Source organism: Saccharicrinis sp. 156 (assembly GCF_050589685.1).
Classification (GTDB): domain Bacteria; phylum Bacteroidota; class Bacteroidia; order Bacteroidales; family Marinilabiliaceae; genus Saccharicrinis.
On sequence record NZ_JBNGOS010000034.1, the window covers coordinates 46,580 to 64,645 of the forward strand.

The following is an 18,066-nucleotide window of genomic DNA, read 5'->3' on the forward strand; positions in this document are numbered from 1 at the left end:
TTATAATGCACAGATATATAGTTAGATACAATGTTAATAAAAACATGCCTTAACTGCTTTTTTGAGCCACTATTTTTGTTATCTTTGTAGGGCTTTGCAAATGGCATAATATCCTTTGTAAAAGCATAATAAAGAAAAAGTTTTCATACGAGAAATCTATAATTGATGAGCGAAGAAATTATTGACGAAAACAACCAGAATCAGGAAAACGGTTACTCAGCCAATAGTATTACCGTACTGGAAGGATTAGAGGCGGTTCGCAAACGACCTGCCATGTATATTGGAGATGTTGGTGTAAAGGGTTTGCACCACTTGGTTTACGAGGTTGTGGATAACTCCATTGATGAGGCTTTGGCCGGTCACTGTGATACCATCGAAGTAATAATTCAAGAAGATAACTCAATTTCGGTTAAGGATAACGGTCGTGGAATCCCGGTGGACTACCACGAAAAAGAAGGCAAATCGGCATTGGAGGTTGTAATGACGGTATTACACGCCGGAGGTAAATTCGATAAGGATTCTTATAAAGTATCCGGAGGTTTACATGGTGTGGGGGTATCCTGTGTGAACGCACTTTCAAGCAATCTTAAAGCTGAGGTTCACCGAGATGGTAAAATATATCAGCAGGAATATTGTATTGGTATACCGCAAGGAGAAATTAAGGAGTTGGGAACAACCGATGTGACAGGAACTAAGATTATTTTTACCCCGGATGGTTCCATCTTTAATACCACCGAATATAAATATTCCATCCTTGCCAATCGTTTAAGGGAACTAGCGTACTTGAACAAGGGAATAAAAATTTACCTGATTGATGAACGTGAGCTGGATGAAGAAGGAAATCAGAAGTCCGAAGAGTTTTATTCGGAGCGAGGTTTGGAGGAGTTTGTTGAGTTTATTGATGAAACCCGGGAAAAACTGACTGAGAATGTAATTCATATCACAACCGAGAAAAATGACGTTCCGGTTGAGTTGGCTATTCAGTACAACACTTCCTTTGGTGAGAACGTTTATTCTTATGTGAATAATATTAACACCATTGAAGGGGGTACCCACCTTACCGGTTTCCGCAGGGGGTTAACCCGTACTTTAAAAACTTGGGCAGATAAATCAGGAATGTTATCCAAGCTTAAGTTTGATATTGCCGGGGATGACTTCCGCGAGGGATTAACTGCTGTAATTTCGGTTAAAGTGCAAGAACCTCAGTTCGAAGGGCAAACCAAAACCAAGTTGGGTAACTCAGAGGTGAGTCTGGCGGTTGACCAGGCGGTAAGTACTGCTTTAACCCATTATTTGGAAGAGAATCCCAAAGATGCCAAGGTGATTGTCAATAAGGTGATTCTGGCGGCTACTGCCCGTCATGCTGCCCGTAAGGCTCGCGAAATGGTGCAGCGTAAAACGGTCATGTCCGGAGGAGGTTTGCCAGGTAAATTGTCGGATTGTTCAGATAAGGACCCTGCAAATTGTGAAGTATTTCTGGTAGAGGGAGATTCGGCAGGTGGAACGGCCAAGCAAGGACGTAACCGACGATTTCAGGCCATCTTGCCGTTAAGAGGTAAAATTCTTAACGTGGAAAAAGCACTTCAGCATAAGGTGTTCGAAAATGACGAAATCAAGAATATATTTACCGCTCTGGGGGTTACCATTGGAACCGAGGAGGATAGTAAAGCATTAAATCTTGAAAAACTCAGATATCACAAAGTGGTGATCATGACCGATGCCGATGTGGATGGTAGCCATATTACAACTTTAATTATGACCTTCTTCTTCCGTTTTATGAAGGATTTAATTAAAAATGGATATTTGTATATTGCTACACCTCCTTTATATCTTTGTAAAAAAGGCAAAAATGAGGAATACTGTTGGAGCGAGCAACAGCGACAGGAATTTATCACTAAGTTTAGTGGCGGAAAAGAAGATTCGGTGCACATACAGCGTTACAAAGGTTTGGGTGAGATGAACGCCGAACAGCTTTGGGAAACGACTATGAATCCCGAACAAAGAACATTACGCCAGGTTAGCATCGAAAGTGCGGCAGAAGCAGACAGGGTTTTTTCAATGTTAATGGGAGATGATGTGCCACCTCGTAGAGAGTTTATTGAAGAAAATGCTACCTACGCCAATATTGATGCATAATTGGCAGGTTAAATAAAGTTTTTATATAAAAACGTCTTGATTCAATCAGGACGTTTTTTTATTGCTCTCTTTCCACAAAAAACTTGTTATATCCTTCGTTGTAAGATCTTTCTATAGATACTTTTATTGCGCCTATTAAACCCGCAATATGCATTAGAAAATCTATTACACATTGAAATTGTTTTAAAACAAGACACTCCGCTGCTTCACTTCAACTCACCATAACGATGCTATGCCTCGTTTCGGTAAAGTCTGGTTTTATTGCACTTTCAATCTTCACGACGAAGTTCTAATGCATAATCCGGGTTATATATACCAGGATTGCCGATATTTTGTCAATGTTTAAAACATGGACAATGTAAGATTGATGGACAAGGGCTAATCGTCCGGAGTCCAGCTTTTCTTCCCCATATCTCCTAATGACAAATGAACTTTTTTTAAGGCATCCATACGGTCTAATACGTTCTTTTGATAGTGTTTCTGTCATTTACATTTGCATCAAGAGCGATGCGTATAATTGAATCAAATTTCCGGAAGTTATATCAGGAATATTTAAATTCCGGAGTAAGAGTATGCGTTTTTTGCACCAATCAGAACTTTACGGTATCGACATTTTACGGTTGGAAAAAGAAATTAGGGCTTAAAGAATCCATGCTTGAATATGTTCCTCAGCTCGTTAACAATCAACCAATAGGTGACGCAAACAAACACCTTGAAGTTGCTTTAGGGAACAAAGAGCGAATGTACGAAGGGAACAGTCTGGAGTTTTTCTTTTTCCAATAGTACCAAGGGCAGAACTCCAGACCTGGCGTGTAATAGCGCTTTGCCATTTTGTAAATCATTTTGAGAATTGTTTCTGGATATTTGATATTTTTCATTAAGCAGCAGGCACATCTTTATTGCAGCGTTATTTTACCTGGGTGTTAATAAGGATTAGGGTTCAATGGTCAAGGTGTTGTTCTTGGATACACTCAGGTTTACAAAATGTTGCACATCAATAAACTGGTTAACAACACGGTCGTTGCCCACTATTCTAAGCCCCATCCCCTGCGTTTGGGCAGCTGGAGCGTTATCATACCTGCGCCAAACGGCCATTAACGCATTCATTTTGTGTCCAGTTAACTGCAATCCGTTAAAGCTGCCTATGTCTCTACCTAATATCAGCCACTTTTATGCCCACTGCAAGGAAGCAACAGTACATATTCCCTGTTCTACTCCCTGGAAGTAGTTATTGCTCATTGGAAAAATTCTTCTTACAGCCATCTTATTTTCTCCTACCTTTAAGTAATAGAGTGTTTTTTCAAAGTTAGTCTGCAGTCAGTCGCTTGTCAACTTAAAATAGATGTTTTTCAGGAGTTTATTCCCATGAATGTGTCATGATTATTGAATTACATATGCTATTGTTGTAAATTTGATAGTAAGCTAATCTTCAATAGCCATTTTTTATTCTACTTAATAGCTTGGACATGGGCATAGAGTATCGAAATTCGAATATGTACTATTGGTCGGGATTAAAAGGCCAAAAAAAGAAAGAAGGTATTAGTAAATATTTTCGGCCTTTACGTATGAAAGATCTTTCCCGATTAAATAAAACATTAACAGTGGCCAGCATATATTTTACCACGAATGATCACAATGTATGCGCTAACGATACATTAGAATTGGATAAGTTAGCAAAGGATATTGGATACCTTTTAACAAATGGATTCAAGTTGGAAGTTGATGCAATTGGGGGAGCTGACTACAGGGGCGGTGAGGGGCAGAATAAAAAATTGGGATACAAAAGGGCTCTTGCTGTTAAGTCATACTTACAAAGCCGGGTAACAACTTACATTTTGAATTTAAAGAGCAGCGCCAAACATAAACAAGGCTGTTTGAAATCTGTGTTGTTTTTTGAATCGTCTGTTGGCGAAACAGATGCCAGACAGCCGAGAAAAGGTATTCCTATATCCAGAGAACTAATCAGCAAAGACAGGAGGGTAGATGTGTTGGTAAGAAACAAAGATTTTAAACCACCCATAAGCATAGCTGTTGAAGGGAATTTTCTTGAGTTTAATAAAGATATTGAGAGATTTGAAATTAATAATTTAGGCAAAGTAACTGTACTGGAGTCCTCTCAAGAAGCTACGTCTACTGTTGAAGCGCAGGGATATCAACTAAATAAGAATATCAGGGAAAGAGGTATTGATTACCAGATGCCAACTATACTCATAAAAATTACTTGTTCACTGAGCAAACAGAATGATGTCAACATAGGATTCGTTAAGTGCATGGCTTATAATAAAACAAACAACAGCTTGCTTTTTCTGGCTTATGCACAAACTAACAAAGTTGGCATAAAGGGGTTAACCGTGTTTGTATATACTCATCCTCAATCCAAAGGAAAAGACAAGGTTGTACGTAGGGTATATAAAAAAAGAAGTGATTGGTGCCTCGCAAATGGCTATAAAGAGGAACGAAAAGTAATATCATATAATGATTTTAGTGATCCATATCGCCAGCAGTTTTTGTTTTTATTAGTAGATAAAATATACAATCAGTTACGGGGATCTTTTCCGAATATAAAAGATAGGGTGGGACATATGCTTGGATATCAGTAAACCATGCGTCAGGGTTTTAGAATATAGCAGGATTAATAAATTTTTCAGTGCATAGGATGCAAAACTTTATTATTGGATATTCTTTTTCCCTTTGGAACTGAAAACCTTTCTGCGTCAAAAACTCTTTCATTATAAAATGTTTATCAATCTTCTCCAACAAGCTTGGCAATCAATTTATTGATGGCTGCTTTTACTGCTGGTTTCGTGCTGCAAACATTCCCGGTTGACAATTTTTCTGGCAGATTAATTCTTAAATTTGAGTATTGTTCTCTGGCAGCATTATAGCCCAATGAAATATCACACAAAAATGCCGATTGCATTTTTGTAACATCTCGCATATTATGTAGCCAGCTTGCTTTAAACTGCTCTTCCATAGCATTTCTCGCAAATTTTGCATGTTTAATCAAACTTTCATATAATGCTAGCTTCTCATTTTTTTCTGCTACATCAGCCAGAAATAATAATGAACCAATAACTCCTGCACGTTTATGATGGAAACGAATTCTGGTTGACATTTTTTGTTTCTTTAAAAAAGCCATTTGCTCCTCAAAGTCTTTTTTTATTTCCTGTTCTAAACTCATTGCGCAAATTTTGATAATTAAAAATAGAGAGTGGGATAGTGTAAAGGTGTTAGTATAGCCATGGGGACAAAAAAGTAAAGTTAGTTTAGGTTTTGAAAAAAGTCAATACGGAATGAAATTACGTTTTAAACAGGGTTTTATTATCCCTAATGTTTTATTCGATTACATATTGACCAAGTTGATGTTTACTTATGGTTTGATTTAACTCTCTATATCCCATTTATATGGTATAGTGGCTTCTTGACTAACTTCATAATTGTTCGTAAATTACTTATACAACAAAATAAATCCCTACTTATGAAATCCCGGACAGTAATAACGGCAATCTTGCTGATTTTATCGTTTTTGCATGCGTATGGGCAGAATAATTATGCCTCCAATGTAAAGACTACCGTTTCAGGCGAACAGAAATTGTTTATCCATTATGATATCGTGGTAAACGATGACGCTAAGTTCTTTAAAGTTAATCTTGATTTTATCTATGAGGGTAAGAAACTTGAGACCAATCCCAATAATATTTATGGCGATTATGGACATGCGATGACCCCAGGCAACAAAATCATTTATTGGAACTATTCCGATGATTTTAAGGGGGATATCAACAAGGTGAAGGTAACCGTTTTTGCTTTCAGGGAGCAGGAGCCCAAAGCTATGTTTAAGAAAGGGAGTGTGGGTAATGACAGCTATGCGCCCTGTGAAATAGTTTTTGTTAACCATTCAGAAAATGCTGATAGGTATGAATGGGATTTTGGCGATCCATCCTCGGGAATCGAAAACAAGTCGTTTGAGGAGGACCCGGTGCATACTTTTAAAAAAGGGGGAAGTCATACCATCGCTTTAACTGCTATCAATACAAAATTAGATCTGCGGCATACTTTTTATGAAACCATTATCATCAAGGAGCATAGTCCAACAAAAGCAGATTTTATGGTAGTTGGCTATAACCGGGAAGTACCGGTGACGATAAAATTCGAGAATAATTCTGTTAATGCAGATTCTTATTCCTGGAATTTTGGGGACCCGGGTTCAGGTAAATACAATAACGTTTCTGTCCTCGAAAATCCGGAACATAAATATGTTAACGATGGGAAATATTTGGTTGAATTAACGGTGTCTAATTCTGTAAGCGGTTTCTCGGATAAGATGAGCAAGGAAGTCATCCTGATACAACCCATAAGAAAAGTAAAAACGCCTAAGGAGGTTAAGCCAACGGTATCAAAGTCGGCATACTTAAAACATAAGACCAACAAGAATATTTGGTTAACGGCCGGTATTGCATCTTTTGGAACAGGTGTTTATACCATGCTAAATTCCAATAAACTGCGTGATGATTATAAAACGGCAACGACCGATGCGGCCGATATCAGAAGTAAGATTGACGCCAATGAAGCCATAACCCCTATAGCGTTTGGTGCTTCCGCGCTTTGTGCCGTTCAGGTTTATATTCAGGCCAAAAAGCAAGCAAAGGCCGACAAAAAGGTTAGTTTTAACCTGGTTCCTACCTCCGATGGAGGTCAACTATGCATTACCTACACTATAAAATAAAGAAGATTAAAAAGCGGAACCATGAAAAATTTAAATATAGTCATACTACTTTTTGGCATCTTGTTTTCTTTATTGACAGGATGCAAAAAAGAAGAATTGAAAAATCCATTTGATCCGGAATTTAATAAAGCATTATGGACCCCTACGAATTTTCAAGTCGTGCAAGAAGGCGAGGTTTTGAAACTTACCTGGGTGCAATCCGAGGAAAATATTAGTGGTTTTAAATTAGAACGAAAAGTAGGGGAAGGAACTTATTCTGCTATAACAACATTGGGTAAAACAGTTACAAGTTGGGTGGATAATGATGTAACAGGTGGTCAACTGCACAGTTATCAGCTTTATGCTTATGCCGGGGATAATACAAGTAATATAGTGACAGCATTTAAAACCCCACTGTTTGAAGCTGCCGCGGTAGTACTTCCTGCAACCGAAATTAATTATAACAGTGCTGTGCTAAATGGAGAGGTAAATCCCAATGGATCTTCAACAACCGTAACTTTTAAATATAAAAAAACTTCTGCAACAGCGTGGGAAACAGTTCCGGCTGATCAAGGAACGCTAAATGGCAATAACACCCAGGAGGTAAGTGCTGAAATAACCGACCTAAATCACAATACAGTATATGAATATAAAGTAGTCGCCTTTAATGATGCAGGAACTTTTGAAAGTGAAAACGCTGAGTCTTTTAGAACTGGAGCAGCCGTAATCAATATTACTCCGGCAACACAAGAAGTGAGTTCAGATGCCGGGGGTGTGACCTTTAATGTGGACTCGAATGTACCATGGGAACTGGAAGATGCTGCGGGTTGGACAACACTCACAAAGGTTAATGAAACCACATTCAGAGTGAGTTATTCATCCAATGTATCAGCAAATTCGCGTACTGCTGCCATCCGTGTTTATTTTGATGATGTTGAAAAAATAGTAACGTTAACTCAATCAGTAGAAGGAACTAAACATTTAGTTGTTCATGAATCCATCATAAAAAACAATATTGATATAAACAATTTAACCACCCTTGGACAGGTTTCAATTAATCCATCAGTTTCAGGTAAGGTTATAGTACGTTTTAATGGTTATTGCATTTCAGATTATGGTGATAGAATTCTGTTGGCTGCAAGTAATACTCCAAACTGGGGTGCCAATAATGGTCATGTCCAAATGAAATCCACTCCAAGCAGTCCACTACATATTGTTGGTAATCCCCGATTAGGAAATAATTCATTCTCACATACAAGGGTATATGATATTAATGCAGGAAATTATACCTATTACGCTGTTGCTGTAGTTAGTAATGTTGCAGGTCAGTCAGAGGGGAATGGAATAGTTTCGGTTTATGGAAATCTGACTGTTCAATTCATTCCTAATTCTTTAACATTTATAAATCATATTGATATTAATAAATACAATATTGATGTTAATAATAGTACAACGGTTGGACAGGTCAGCATTAATCCAACAGTTTCGGGAAAAGTTATAGTACGTTTTGATGGTTATTGTAGATCAGATTATGGAGACCGAATAATTTTGGCGGCAAGTAACACGCCAAACTGGGGTGCGAACGAAGGTCATGTTGAGGTAGAGGCATACTCAACCGAAATAGACCAGGATCCCTTTTCACATACTCAGGTTTATAATGTTAGTGCAGGTAGCCATACATTTTATGCAATTGCACACAACTATGTTGAGACAGATGGAGATGGTATTGCTTCGATATATGGACGGCTTACTGTTGAATTTGTGGCGGATTCAAAAGGTATTATTGGGCATATGGGGGTAATTAAAACAGGAATTTCAGCTATCAATGAAACTAATCTCGGTCAGGTTACAATAAATCCCGCAGTTCCAGGAAAAGCCATTGTCCATTTTGATGGTTATAGTTATTGTCCGAGAGGGGGTAATTTATTAATTTATAATTATCACCTAAATCTATCTGCAAGCGACACTCCGTCTGTTGGCACAGATAATGGAAAAGTTGTAATTCATGCCAGAAACGCCGATATTATTAAAAGAAATTTTTCTCATACTCAGGTTTATAATGTTGCTCCGGGGAGCAAAACATTTTATGCAGTAGGCCAATGTTCAAATGGTACAATCAGTACTTATGGTACACTAACTGTGTTGTTTGTTCCTGATTAGCAGTAAGCAATATAAACTTGGTTAATTTGTAGTATGGCAAGAAATCTTTAAAAGACAAAACAATGTAAAGGCAACCAACTCCGGTGGCTTCTCTGCTGCGCCTGGTGGTAGAAGGGACTTTACCTTTAGCCCTCTTTGAGGTAAAAGTAATTTATCCCGTTTAAAGGGTTATCCCAAGGTCACATCATTTAAGTGTGGATTTTTACATTTTGAACAAAGACTTTTTATAAAATGTATTCAAGAGGTTGATGCCTAATATGATTTAATGCTTGAACAATTAATATACATGCTGTAGATAGCAGAGGTTATAAAAATGAGGAATCTGTAATCATTACACAATCAGATAAACTAATAATTATCCCATAGCTGGTTTAATTGCAGGTAAATATAAAAAATAAAATAGGCAGTCTTATTTAGAGGCCACTGAAAAAGTAAAAACAGCAGCAAATCGAAGAAAATATTTTTGGCTTGCTGCTTTTTGTATCTTAGGGTTTATAAAGGAATGATTATCTGTGCGTACAACAACAATCCCATATCAGCTGTTGAAGTTTTGAAAGAACGAGCAAAACTTCTTCGTAAACTGTTTATACAACAGATGAAGATTCCTCATCCTTTGGCTATAAGACTTCTCTTGCTGTTACAGAAGAACATGTTACCTCTGGGGAAAAGGGCGATGGTCATCACTTACCGGAACTCATTGAACTAAGTCAGAAAAATGGGATGAAAATTGATATCATAATTGGAGATGGGGCGTATTCAGGAAAAGGGAATCTCAAAAACGCAAAAACGCAAAACATTAAAGTTTTCGCAAAACTAAAACCAGTGTTCGCAAAGGGGCAAGAAAAAAAGAAGGTGAGTTTGAGTTTAATAAAGATGCAGGTATGTTTGTTTGCCCCGCAGGACATATGGCAATAAGACGAGCAAAGCAAGGGAAGAAAGGAGTTGACACAAATCAGGCATACTTTTATTATTTCGATAACAATAAATGTAAAACATGTTCAAAAAGACAAGGTTGTTATAAAGAAGGGGCTAAAAGCAAAACATACCCTGTAATATCTCGATATGGTCGAATTCGCGCATCCAAAATTTATGTCAAAAAATGAAGTTGTAGTCAGAAATATGTGAAATACTCCTGCTACAACCTCATCTATTTTTAACCCGATGGAAATTTACGGGGGGGTCAGTGGCCTCCTTATTTTGAGAAGCCTCTTTTTGATAAGTAATAATATTAAGATTAGGAAGATAAGCGATTCTTTCTTATTTTAGAGAAATGACATTTTATCTAAAATTCTATGAGCGGAGCCAGTTTAGCCATAAAGTTTACAAGCCTGATTGTTGGGGCAAGCATCTTGTTTTTTTTATACAAAAAAGTAAGCGCACTTAAAAAGTTTGGCCTTACAGGCTTATTGTATGTGCTTGGGCTTTCTCTTAGTATGGCATTAAGTACATTATTACTTGCAACGGGGTTGAAAAGTAACGAGATTTTGGCTTTGGTGATAGCGCAGGTATTAATAGTTGTTCTAGGTATATTGCATATTCGTTTATACATTAATTTTTTACCTTGGTACGATAAGCTAAGCTTTAATATACAGATTGTACTTTTGTTATGTGTACTTCTGTTTGCACAATTCTTTTCTGGCCTTTCATTCTCTTATGTGGTAAATTCGGTAGTTCCTATTGTTTGGTATCTTTCTCTACTCTGGTTTTTGATTCCTACTTTATTGAATCAAACCGTTAATAAGTTTATGGAAATACCGGCTAAAGAATTTAAAACCTGGCAATATCCGTTAAATGAGAATATAGAGGATCCAAGTGATAAAGAGATGGAGCATCCCGTGGTCATCAGTTTTGTGTTTCGGAAAAATGAGGATGATACGGAATATACCACATTTAGGGCTAAAGCTCCGGTAGCTATGCCATTAGGCCGTTTATTTTACTTTTTTATCAACGATTATAACAGTCGTCATCCGGAAGAAGGGATATCCTATGTTAGCGAGAGTCAGGAACCCATTGAATGGGTGTTTTTTAAGCTGAAAAACAAATTTTTCAAAATCAAAGAAGCCATGGATCCTGATGATACCATCTATGGCAACCATATTATCGAAAACGATGAGTTAATTTGTATGCGGGTTAACAATCATTTAAAGCCTATGTCATGAAGCCACTAAACGTTAAAGAAAGAACCAAGGCCATTTATAAAGTGGTGGGACTTTTTGCTGTTTCACTTATTATTGCAGTATTGCTGGCCTTTACAACCATGAAGTCGCCACAGGTTTCGAACTCGATGTCGACCAGGAAACTACAAAAACTAGAAAAGAGTTTGCAATTTCAGCGAGAAGTATTCACACCAGACGTTGCGCAAGCCAGTAATAAGCTCGCAAAAATTCCAACGCATAAGCAAGATGATGAAAATATTGAGGTGCTGAACAGTGATATTGGCGCGATCTTAAGTAACAGCAAAAGTCAAATCCGGGAAATTGAATCGCCGGACACAATATTATATAAAAATATTATACAATCTTTATCGGATTTGCAGATCGCTTATAATAAGCAGGTGGAGTTAAGTGAAGGAACAAGTGATAACGAAGAAATGGAGGTAGAACTGCGGCAGCTGGAACAGGAAAACAGAGCCTTAAAGAATGAGGTGCGAGCTTTGGGGGGCGCCTCTGGCAAAGACTGCGAAAAATACAAGAAACTGGTTAAAAAAGCTGAGGAGCGCTTGGCAATAAGCGACATGGAGAATCGTGCTTTGAAAAAGGAGATAGAAAGGCTTAGAAATCAGTAATACTAGATGGTTATATTTATGCTAATAAATATTAGAATGATATTACCGATTACTTAATCAAAATGCGCCTTTGTCTTTTTATACCGTTTATTGCATACCTTTATTCATTGGGCACCTTACGTATAATTACATCTGCGGAATACACACTTTTTTCATCGAGTTCGTCGTTGGTAGCTTCCAGCACTACCTTGTAAGTCCCGGCTTTAAAATAGGTGTGCATCGGGTTCTCTTTGGTCGAAGTGTTTGAATATTCCGGGTTTGAATCACCAAAAGTCCATAAATACGAAGTGGCATCTGTCGATTTGTTTGTGAACAGAATCGTTGCCGGAGCATATGCGTTGTTATTGTCTATCGTAAACAATGCTTTGGGTGATTTTACCTTGGCTTTAAACGTTAATGTATCCCTGGTACTTCCTAATTTTTTAAGCAGCAAGTTGAATGTTTCCAAGGTAACAATATATTCGCCCGGATTTTTATAAATGTGGGTCGGCTTTTTCTCTCTTGAACTATTGGATTTTCCCGAAGAAGGATCTCCGAAATCCCATTTAAGCAATGGAGCATTCTTTGTCAGATTATTAAAATTAACGGTAGCTGGTGCTGTTTCACCCGAAGTTACATAAGAAAACTTTACCGGGGGAAGTTCCCGTGGATGTATGACAACAACCTTTGAAATGGTGTCGGGTATTCCGCTGAATGTATTGAAGGCCGTTAACAATACTCTGTAGCTTCCTGGCTGGGAGTATCTGTGTACAGGGTTTAGTTCGCTCGATTTATTGTTGGTTTTAGAATCTCTGTCGCCAAAATCCCAGGTAAATTTATTGGCATTGCTAGAAAGGTTTTTGAATTCCACTTTGGCAGGCGGGAAGGTGTTGGCGCCAACAATCTCAAAGTCTGCATTTGTTTTTTCGTGCTCAAGAATTTCGATGCTCTGATAAAACTTACTCTCGAGCTGAGATAAGGTATTGGTAGCAGTTAAAATAACCGTATAAATACCTCCTTTATTATAAATGTGTGTTGGTGAGGATTCAGTTGATGTATTACTTGCCCCGGATGAAGGATCCCCAAAATCCCAGTCGTATATATTTGCGTCGGTTGATTTATTTTCAAACTTTACTTCGCAAGGTGCATATTTGTTGTTGCTTGTTGATATTATGGTGGCAATGGCTTGCGGTGCCCTGGTTTCGTGAATCAAGACCTCTACTTTTACTTTGTTGATGTCTTGTAAAAATTCGTTGGCGTAATTCCAGTAAACGATATTGTTGCCTGCTAGTACTTTTTCACCATAATCGCCATACAAATTATTCAGGTCCGGCTCAAACTCACGTCCCTCGTAGCTAAATTTTAACTTAACCGTGTAACTTTCTATTCCTTCTTCGGCTTTTAAACCGTAGTTAATAAATAGTTTTTTATCTTCAGAAACGGTTGTGCGGACATTAATGGCCTGAGTGCTTTGGGCCGTCATGTTTACGATACTGCAAATCAAAATGAATAAGATGGAAGTTGCGAAAATTAAATTTTTCATGCTTAATGGTGTAAGGTTCTTATTACAACTAATTACGTGTCGATATCAGGTGATAATTTTCTTTAATAATTGTATTTAAATTGTTTGACCTATGAGGGTATCGTCAATATATATTCTGTACGGCAATAGGTTCATCGATTCATTTCTTAATCGTAAAACAAGTTCCTCCGCCATATGTTTGTATTCCGATATGGTTCTCCCTGACTCCTCTTTTAAAGATAAGCGAATATCTAATGTACGGCAATAGCCTTTATGGGGCGAAGAGTCCATACTTACTCCTTTTTCAATACGAATATTTTCCAGTGAATTGCTAAATATTTCCCTGCAAAGTGCTTTTATATCTCCTTTGGTAACCACCTTTCCTCCAGATAACAAATCTCGTCTGAGTGTGTTAATCTTGTCTTCCCTTGAAAGTTTTTGTCGACCTCCGGCAGTTTGGCTCACCAACATGATGCTATTATCGTCCACATCGAAACCTTTGTCCAATGAAAGTTTAGAACCCGGTTTAATGTTGTTGGCTATTTCTCCTGCGATAGACCAATACTCAACACTAAGCCTTTCGTTCTTCAAACCAGCATCAAACACCAGATATGAATTTTTGTCGGAATTATTACTGGTATCTACTAATCTTTTGTTGATTCTCGATATAATTTGATTCAATTGCTTGAGTTCATTTGTTAATAAATCACCTCCTAAAACAGCAAACGCTGCCGCTTCATTTTTCGTTTGGATAATCAGGTCTTTTATGATCTCATTCACGTCACGCGAATCGAAGCGGCCTACTCCTCCTTGTCTAATAATATAGGAAGGTTGACTACTGTTGTTCAGCGATGATTTTGAAAGGTATTCAACATTCGAGGTGTCTGAAACTTTTTTTATATCAAAAAATAGGTCATCGGTAAATAAAGGAATTACAGTATGTCCATTTGTTGCCATATGAGTAATCTCGTTCAGTTCTCTATTGATTACCGGAAAACAATTCGATGTGATGCTCAGGTCGTTGATGAGCTCTTTCCCAAGAGGTTGTGAAAACTGAATCTCAATCCAAACAATATCTTCCAGATCCATGTCGTTATAGTTATCGAGAATGGATTTAGAAACCGGGCAGAAATTACCGGACGTAAAAGTTTCCCGCTTAAAACCAATATCATCCAATGTCATAAATTTCCTTTGGTATAACTCTTTAACGTGGTTACAGCAGTTGGTGGATATATTGTTGCTTCTGTTGGCATAATCCTGAATGGATTCATCTTTGTCATTTCCTGCGGAATAGAATCCGTTATTAAAACTTACTTGCTTCTGGTTAATTTTCCATTTTGCCGCACTTAGTGCCTGAAAGAAAAATGCATCCGAACGCAAACTTTTAAACGAAAAATAAAATGATAACCCATCCAGTTCCTGAACAGATGGTGAGACTTGCAATCCCAGAAAAACCGATGATTGGTTAGTACTTCCGGTTGTAGGAATGTCTGCAACTATATCCTTATATTGCCCTTCTGTTTCGTAAAGGTGCTTGTGGGTAAGTAAATATTTTAACTTACTGTTAATTAGTTTGTGTTCTTGGGTGGGTGTGAAAAAGATTTTTTTCTTGTCCTCCAGTTCTTTGTTCTCCTGATTATAGATATGTTTACTATAAAAGAAACGATAGTTTTCGTTAATCAATACTGATGCGGAAGTTGGAGCCGCATGCGCGATAGCATGAGCCGGAAAATGAGAGTAAATATGTTGAGAATATATTAGTTCGAGCAATTTTTCAACGATCCGTCCTTCCGTTTGATTTATTTCAGAAGAAATCTGATGCAGTTCGTCGGCAACAGCGCCAAAAATCAAACCCAGCACAGGATCAAAGGAATTGATGTCTTGTGCATCCCGATATCCCCACATTCGGGATGCATTCCTGATCATTCTTCTTTTTATTGAATCTATTGAATCGATGGTCATAAATTGATTTTTTCGTTAATAGGAGAGTGGGCCAATATAAAAAGTCTCTCTATGTTCAAGTATTTCATTTGTTTTTTGAATGATGCCCGAAATCTCAATAATCAATCTGGTTTTAATTCGTATATTCTGAACTTTACCTCCGGATTCTACCTGGTCTATTTGCAATTTAACATTAACGTTGGCCAGTCTTTTTTCATTGTCAGTAATCGAATCGCAAATTGAGATTCTTAAATCATCTTTTAAAAAATAATAATTCAACGTGTTCTCAAAATCATAATCCCAAATTTCGGTTCCAAAATTATGGTCGTGTTTTACCTCCTCGTATGCCGAGGTGATAATGAGGTGTATCATATTATGAATCGATTTTTTAATGTCGATCCTCGGAATTTCCTGTTGTTGTTTGATAGCCCCCAAAGCTAATGGGATGTCTAAATATTCCGGCATGCTTATAACTGTTTAGTTCCTGAATTAATCGGCCAAAAAGCTGCGCTTGGTTTTTTGCTCCTTGACAAAGATGTTGGTTTCTTTCTTTTTTCCGATGTAAGTCAACGATTCCAGCTTTTTGAAAAGCAGAGAAATCACCTGCATAAATTCACTGAATTGTTCTACGCTGTATTGAATGTTAAAATGTTGATAATTAAAGTTGATGCAATACTTTATTAGCTTTTCAAAATCTCCTTGTTTTAATTCCGTCCAGCCTGTGAAATAATTCAATAGCTCCTCCTTGTCGGAGGCTGTTTTTGTATCAATGGCATTTTTTATAACATGGGCGGTTGTAGCAATATATTGCAAAAGATAAACAAGGGGCAGGTCGTTCATTTCCCATTGCAAGCGCACATGATTATGCGAAATATACTTTAACAGGTCTTCAGATAGGGTAAGTACTGATTGAGCCAATGTGGTATCCTGTTGTTTTTCCTTAATTTTTCGAATGATACTGACCAGGTTGGATTCTATTTGATCGTACTGTTTAATGATACCGATTAAAAATGAAATGAGAGCAGTATGACTGCTGATTCTCATACACGGGGGGATGTAATTATCGTAAATTTCTATTTTATCCCCTTTAACATACAGCTTACCCATAAAGAATGTGAAAGGTTGATAAGAATCGCTCTGAATCTGATCTTCGGAAATAAGATGTACTTTGTATTCTGGAATAATATAGGGGAAACGTGGTGGTTCTTCGTCGGTTTTTAACTCTCCAAAGTTCTGTCGTTCAAATAAATTCATGGATAACACGACAAAGTAACCGTTGTCCTTGCTATCGGAAACGGAACCTATCTCTGTACTCAAATCTAATTTAAACTCCGGCAGTAAGTGATCTTTAAGAATTTCAACCCTTCCTCCACCTTGACTAACGGATCGGTATTGAAAAATCTTAACCTTCAGAAAGTTCTCGTTATCAAGCGTGATTTCTACTTTGTACGATTCTTCATTGGGTATATCCAAAGGAAGCAATCCGTAGTTTTTATTGTTTAAACCAATGGAATAAGCATCCTTTAAATGGTCTTTGAAAGCATTCTCCTGCTGAATAAAATGGTCCCGGTTGATTTTCATCCCGGTCATCCAGTTTACGTTAAAGTGTTCTATTTTAGTTGGCATGCTGATCGAATTTTTGAGATGTGTTATTTGTACTTATATTACCGTGTTATATCCAAGGTAAATATTTTCGGTTTCCGATTCATCAGTTATAACAAAGCTATTGTCCTTTTCATCCAATAAAATTTTCAGTTCTTGATCCAGTTCAACAGGCACAAAATACTCGTTAAAACCATCCAGTAAATCCCGGGCTTCACCACCTACTATATAATCGGCAGGAGACGTGTTTTTTAGCGGGCCAATGGAAATGGATAATGTACCCATATCGTTTTTTAAGGATGAGGTTAAAACAGAATCCTCACCCAGGGTGCTATCCCCCATTTTAAAACTATCTTCTAACTTAAGTTCTTCTACATGAGGTTTTGGATGATAACTAATTTTTATTTTCTCCTCCAGTATATATTCTAAGCAATGGGCTGACAGCTCCGGGTTTCCTGTGATTTGACTGGCAAAGGTTAATAGTTTGTTGAATTTTTCGATATATTTTAATGGAATCTGTTCGCCTGTATTCCAAAAATCGGTTGATAAACCATTTACAAAATCACTGGATATTTTACTATGTAATTGAGATTCTTTGTCGGCCAATAAAACCAAGAATAAAAACAATTCGTTTTCAAGTGGACCGAAAAATGAACGGGCTTCCTTTTCGATATTTTTCTGTTTCATCGAATCCCGGGCCATCTCCTTACCCGATTCCAATTGGGCTCCGTGCAGGTCATGAAACATTTCCTCGGGTAAGACATCGTAAATGCCCGGTCTGTTGATAGATATATTTAGGGCTTCTTGGTTATTTTTGAACTCCGTTACTGTTACATTATGGATATCGCTTGACCATTTCCTTTTAGATATGCCTTTTCTGGAGGCCAATATGTTTTTCAGGGGAATGTCTTCCTGAAGTAACCATGAACCAACAAATTCGGCTCTCAAATCATCTAAAAGGTTGTTCAAATATGTTGCTTTCTTTTTGAGTTTCATTTTGTCAATGAATTAGAAAGTTGCGGCTTTTATATCAACAAAAAAGAGTAATTCTGGTTTGCGATCTAACGGACAGTATCAGGCAGGCATTCGATGCCTTCAGCTCTTATTTTACGTATATTAAGGGAAATATTGCCGAAATAAAAATGTATGGTGAAAAATTTGACGAAATTACAATTATTAGATGGGATCAGGTATTATTGTTATGTGCAGAAATTGACAAAAGTAGAAGCGGATGTT

Annotated in this window: 14 protein-coding genes and 1 pseudogene; 8 read left to right on the forward strand and 7 right to left on the reverse strand. The window is 37.4% G+C overall.

What is annotated here, in order from left to right; genetic code table 11:
- The first annotated feature begins 165 nt into the window (after positions 1–165).
- Together gyrB and tnpA are read left to right on the forward strand one after the other, a co-directional pair.
- Positions 166–2,136, forward strand: coding sequence for a DNA topoisomerase (ATP-hydrolyzing) subunit B (gyrB, locus tag ACRD64_RS19115; protein WP_430935069.1), 1,971 nt, complete (start codon positions 166–168; stop codon positions 2,134–2,136).
- A gap of 507 nt (positions 2,137–2,643) precedes the next feature.
- Positions 2,644–2,919: an IS66 family insertion sequence element accessory protein TnpA gene (gene tnpA / locus ACRD64_RS19120; RefSeq protein ID WP_430935070.1), complete on the forward strand. Its 276-nt coding sequence runs from the start codon at positions 2,644–2,646 to the stop codon at positions 2,917–2,919.
- 150 nt (positions 2,920–3,069) lie between these two features.
- On the opposite strand, the gene ACRD64_RS19125 is transcribed toward tnpA, so the two are convergent.
- Positions 3,070–3,243, reverse strand: coding sequence for a hypothetical protein (locus ACRD64_RS19125; protein ID WP_430935071.1), 174 nt, complete (start codon positions 3,241–3,243; stop codon positions 3,070–3,072).
- A 359-nt stretch (positions 3,244–3,602) separates the two neighbouring features.
- Here ACRD64_RS19125 and ACRD64_RS19130 point away from each other — a divergent pair, with 359 nt between their 5' ends.
- On the forward strand, positions 3,603–4,736 hold the full coding sequence (locus ACRD64_RS19130; RefSeq protein WP_430935072.1) for a hypothetical protein: 1,134 nt from the start codon (positions 3,603–3,605) through the stop codon (positions 4,734–4,736).
- Positions 4,737–4,879: 143 nt separating this feature from the next.
- Here ACRD64_RS19130 and ACRD64_RS19135 read toward each other — a convergent pair whose 3' ends face one another.
- On the reverse strand, positions 4,880–5,317 hold the full coding sequence (locus tag ACRD64_RS19135; protein WP_430935073.1) for a hypothetical protein: 438 nt from the start codon (positions 5,315–5,317) through the stop codon (positions 4,880–4,882).
- 297 nt (positions 5,318–5,614) lie between these two features.
- Between ACRD64_RS19135 and ACRD64_RS19140 the strand changes: the two genes are divergently transcribed.
- From ACRD64_RS19140 to tssO, 5 genes and pseudogenes are all read left to right on the forward strand, one after another.
- Positions 5,615–6,862, forward strand: a complete 1,248-nt coding sequence (locus ACRD64_RS19140; protein ID WP_430935074.1) for a PKD domain-containing protein — start codon at positions 5,615–5,617, stop codon at positions 6,860–6,862.
- A 21-nt stretch (positions 6,863–6,883) separates the two neighbouring features.
- Positions 6,884–9,001 carry a BACON domain-containing protein gene (locus tag ACRD64_RS19145; RefSeq protein ID WP_430935075.1) on the forward strand — a complete coding sequence of 706 codons (2,118 nt, stop codon included), beginning with the start codon at positions 6,884–6,886 and terminating at the stop codon, positions 8,999–9,001.
- A 597-nt stretch (positions 9,002–9,598) separates the two neighbouring features.
- Positions 9,599–10,053, forward strand: a pseudogene (locus ACRD64_RS19150) (transposase); the annotation flags it as partial.
- Between the two features lie 240 nt (positions 10,054–10,293).
- Positions 10,294–11,160 (forward strand): TssN family type VI secretion system protein, encoded by an 867-nt coding sequence (locus ACRD64_RS19155; protein ID WP_430935076.1) that lies wholly within the window; start codon positions 10,294–10,296, stop codon positions 11,158–11,160.
- Entirely contained in the window at positions 11,157–11,786 is a 630-nt protein-coding gene (gene tssO / locus ACRD64_RS19160; protein ID WP_430935077.1) for a type VI secretion system TssO, read from the forward strand. Before ACRD64_RS19155 ends, tssO begins: the two co-directional genes overlap by 4 nt.
- A gap of 100 nt (positions 11,787–11,886) precedes the next feature.
- Here tssO and ACRD64_RS19165 read toward each other — a convergent pair whose 3' ends face one another.
- From ACRD64_RS19165 to ACRD64_RS19185, 5 genes are all read right to left on the reverse strand, one after another.
- The gene (locus tag ACRD64_RS19165; RefSeq protein WP_430935078.1) at positions 11,887–13,308 is read right to left on the reverse strand and encodes a PKD domain-containing protein; all 1,422 of its coding nucleotides are present in this window, start codon (positions 13,306–13,308) and stop codon (positions 11,887–11,889) included.
- Between the two features lie 75 nt (positions 13,309–13,383).
- Positions 13,384–15,249, reverse strand: coding sequence for a hypothetical protein (locus ACRD64_RS19170; protein WP_430935079.1), 1,866 nt, complete (start codon positions 15,247–15,249; stop codon positions 13,384–13,386).
- Positions 15,250–15,264: 15 nt separating this feature from the next.
- The gene (locus tag ACRD64_RS19175; protein ID WP_430935080.1) at positions 15,265–15,693 is read right to left on the reverse strand and encodes a GPW/gp25 family protein; all 429 of its coding nucleotides are present in this window, start codon (positions 15,691–15,693) and stop codon (positions 15,265–15,267) included.
- A gap of 24 nt (positions 15,694–15,717) precedes the next feature.
- Positions 15,718–16,854: a hypothetical protein gene (locus ACRD64_RS19180; protein WP_430935081.1), complete on the reverse strand. Its 1,137-nt coding sequence runs from the start codon at positions 16,852–16,854 to the stop codon at positions 15,718–15,720.
- Between the two features lie 33 nt (positions 16,855–16,887).
- On the reverse strand, positions 16,888–17,826 hold the full coding sequence (locus tag ACRD64_RS19185; protein WP_430935082.1) for a type VI secretion system baseplate subunit TssG: 939 nt from the start codon (positions 17,824–17,826) through the stop codon (positions 16,888–16,890).
- Positions 17,827–18,066 lie beyond the last annotated feature (240 nt).

Bases quoted from the DNA above. Each gene is read 5' to 3' on its own strand.
- ACRD64_RS19135 (WP_430935073.1), bottom strand. From the start codon at position 5,317: ATGAGTTTAGAACAGGAAATAAAAAAAGACTTTGAGGAGCAAATGGCT.
- ACRD64_RS19140 (WP_430935074.1), top strand. From the start codon at position 5,615: ATGAAATCCCGGACAGTAATAACGGCAATCTTGCTGATTTTATCGTTT.
- tssO (WP_430935077.1), top strand. From the start codon at position 11,157: ATGAAGCCACTAAACGTTAAAGAAAGAACCAAGGCCATTTATAAAGTG.
- ACRD64_RS19155 (WP_430935076.1), top strand. From the start codon at position 10,294: ATGAGCGGAGCCAGTTTAGCCATAAAGTTTACAAGCCTGATTGTTGGG.
- ACRD64_RS19145 (WP_430935075.1), top strand. From the start codon at position 6,884: ATGAAAAATTTAAATATAGTCATACTACTTTTTGGCATCTTGTTTTCT.
- ACRD64_RS19165 (WP_430935078.1), bottom strand. From the start codon at position 13,308: ATGAAAAATTTAATTTTCGCAACTTCCATCTTATTCATTTTGATTTGC.
- ACRD64_RS19170 (WP_430935079.1), bottom strand. From the start codon at position 15,249: ATGACCATCGATTCAATAGATTCAATAAAAAGAAGAATGATCAGGAAT.
- ACRD64_RS19125 (WP_430935071.1), bottom strand. From the start codon at position 3,243: ATGAATGCGTTAATGGCCGTTTGGCGCAGGTATGATAACGCTCCAGCT.
- ACRD64_RS19130 (WP_430935072.1), top strand. From the start codon at position 3,603: ATGGGCATAGAGTATCGAAATTCGAATATGTACTATTGGTCGGGATTA.
- ACRD64_RS19185 (WP_430935082.1), bottom strand. From the start codon at position 17,826: ATGAAACTCAAAAAGAAAGCAACATATTTGAACAACCTTTTAGATGAT.
- tnpA (WP_430935070.1), top strand. From the start codon at position 2,644: ATGCGTATAATTGAATCAAATTTCCGGAAGTTATATCAGGAATATTTA.
- gyrB (WP_430935069.1), top strand. From the start codon at position 166: ATGAGCGAAGAAATTATTGACGAAAACAACCAGAATCAGGAAAACGGT.
- ACRD64_RS19180 (WP_430935081.1), bottom strand. From the start codon at position 16,854: ATGCCAACTAAAATAGAACACTTTAACGTAAACTGGATGACCGGGATG.
- ACRD64_RS19175 (WP_430935080.1), bottom strand. From the start codon at position 15,693: ATGCCGGAATATTTAGACATCCCATTAGCTTTGGGGGCTATCAAACAA.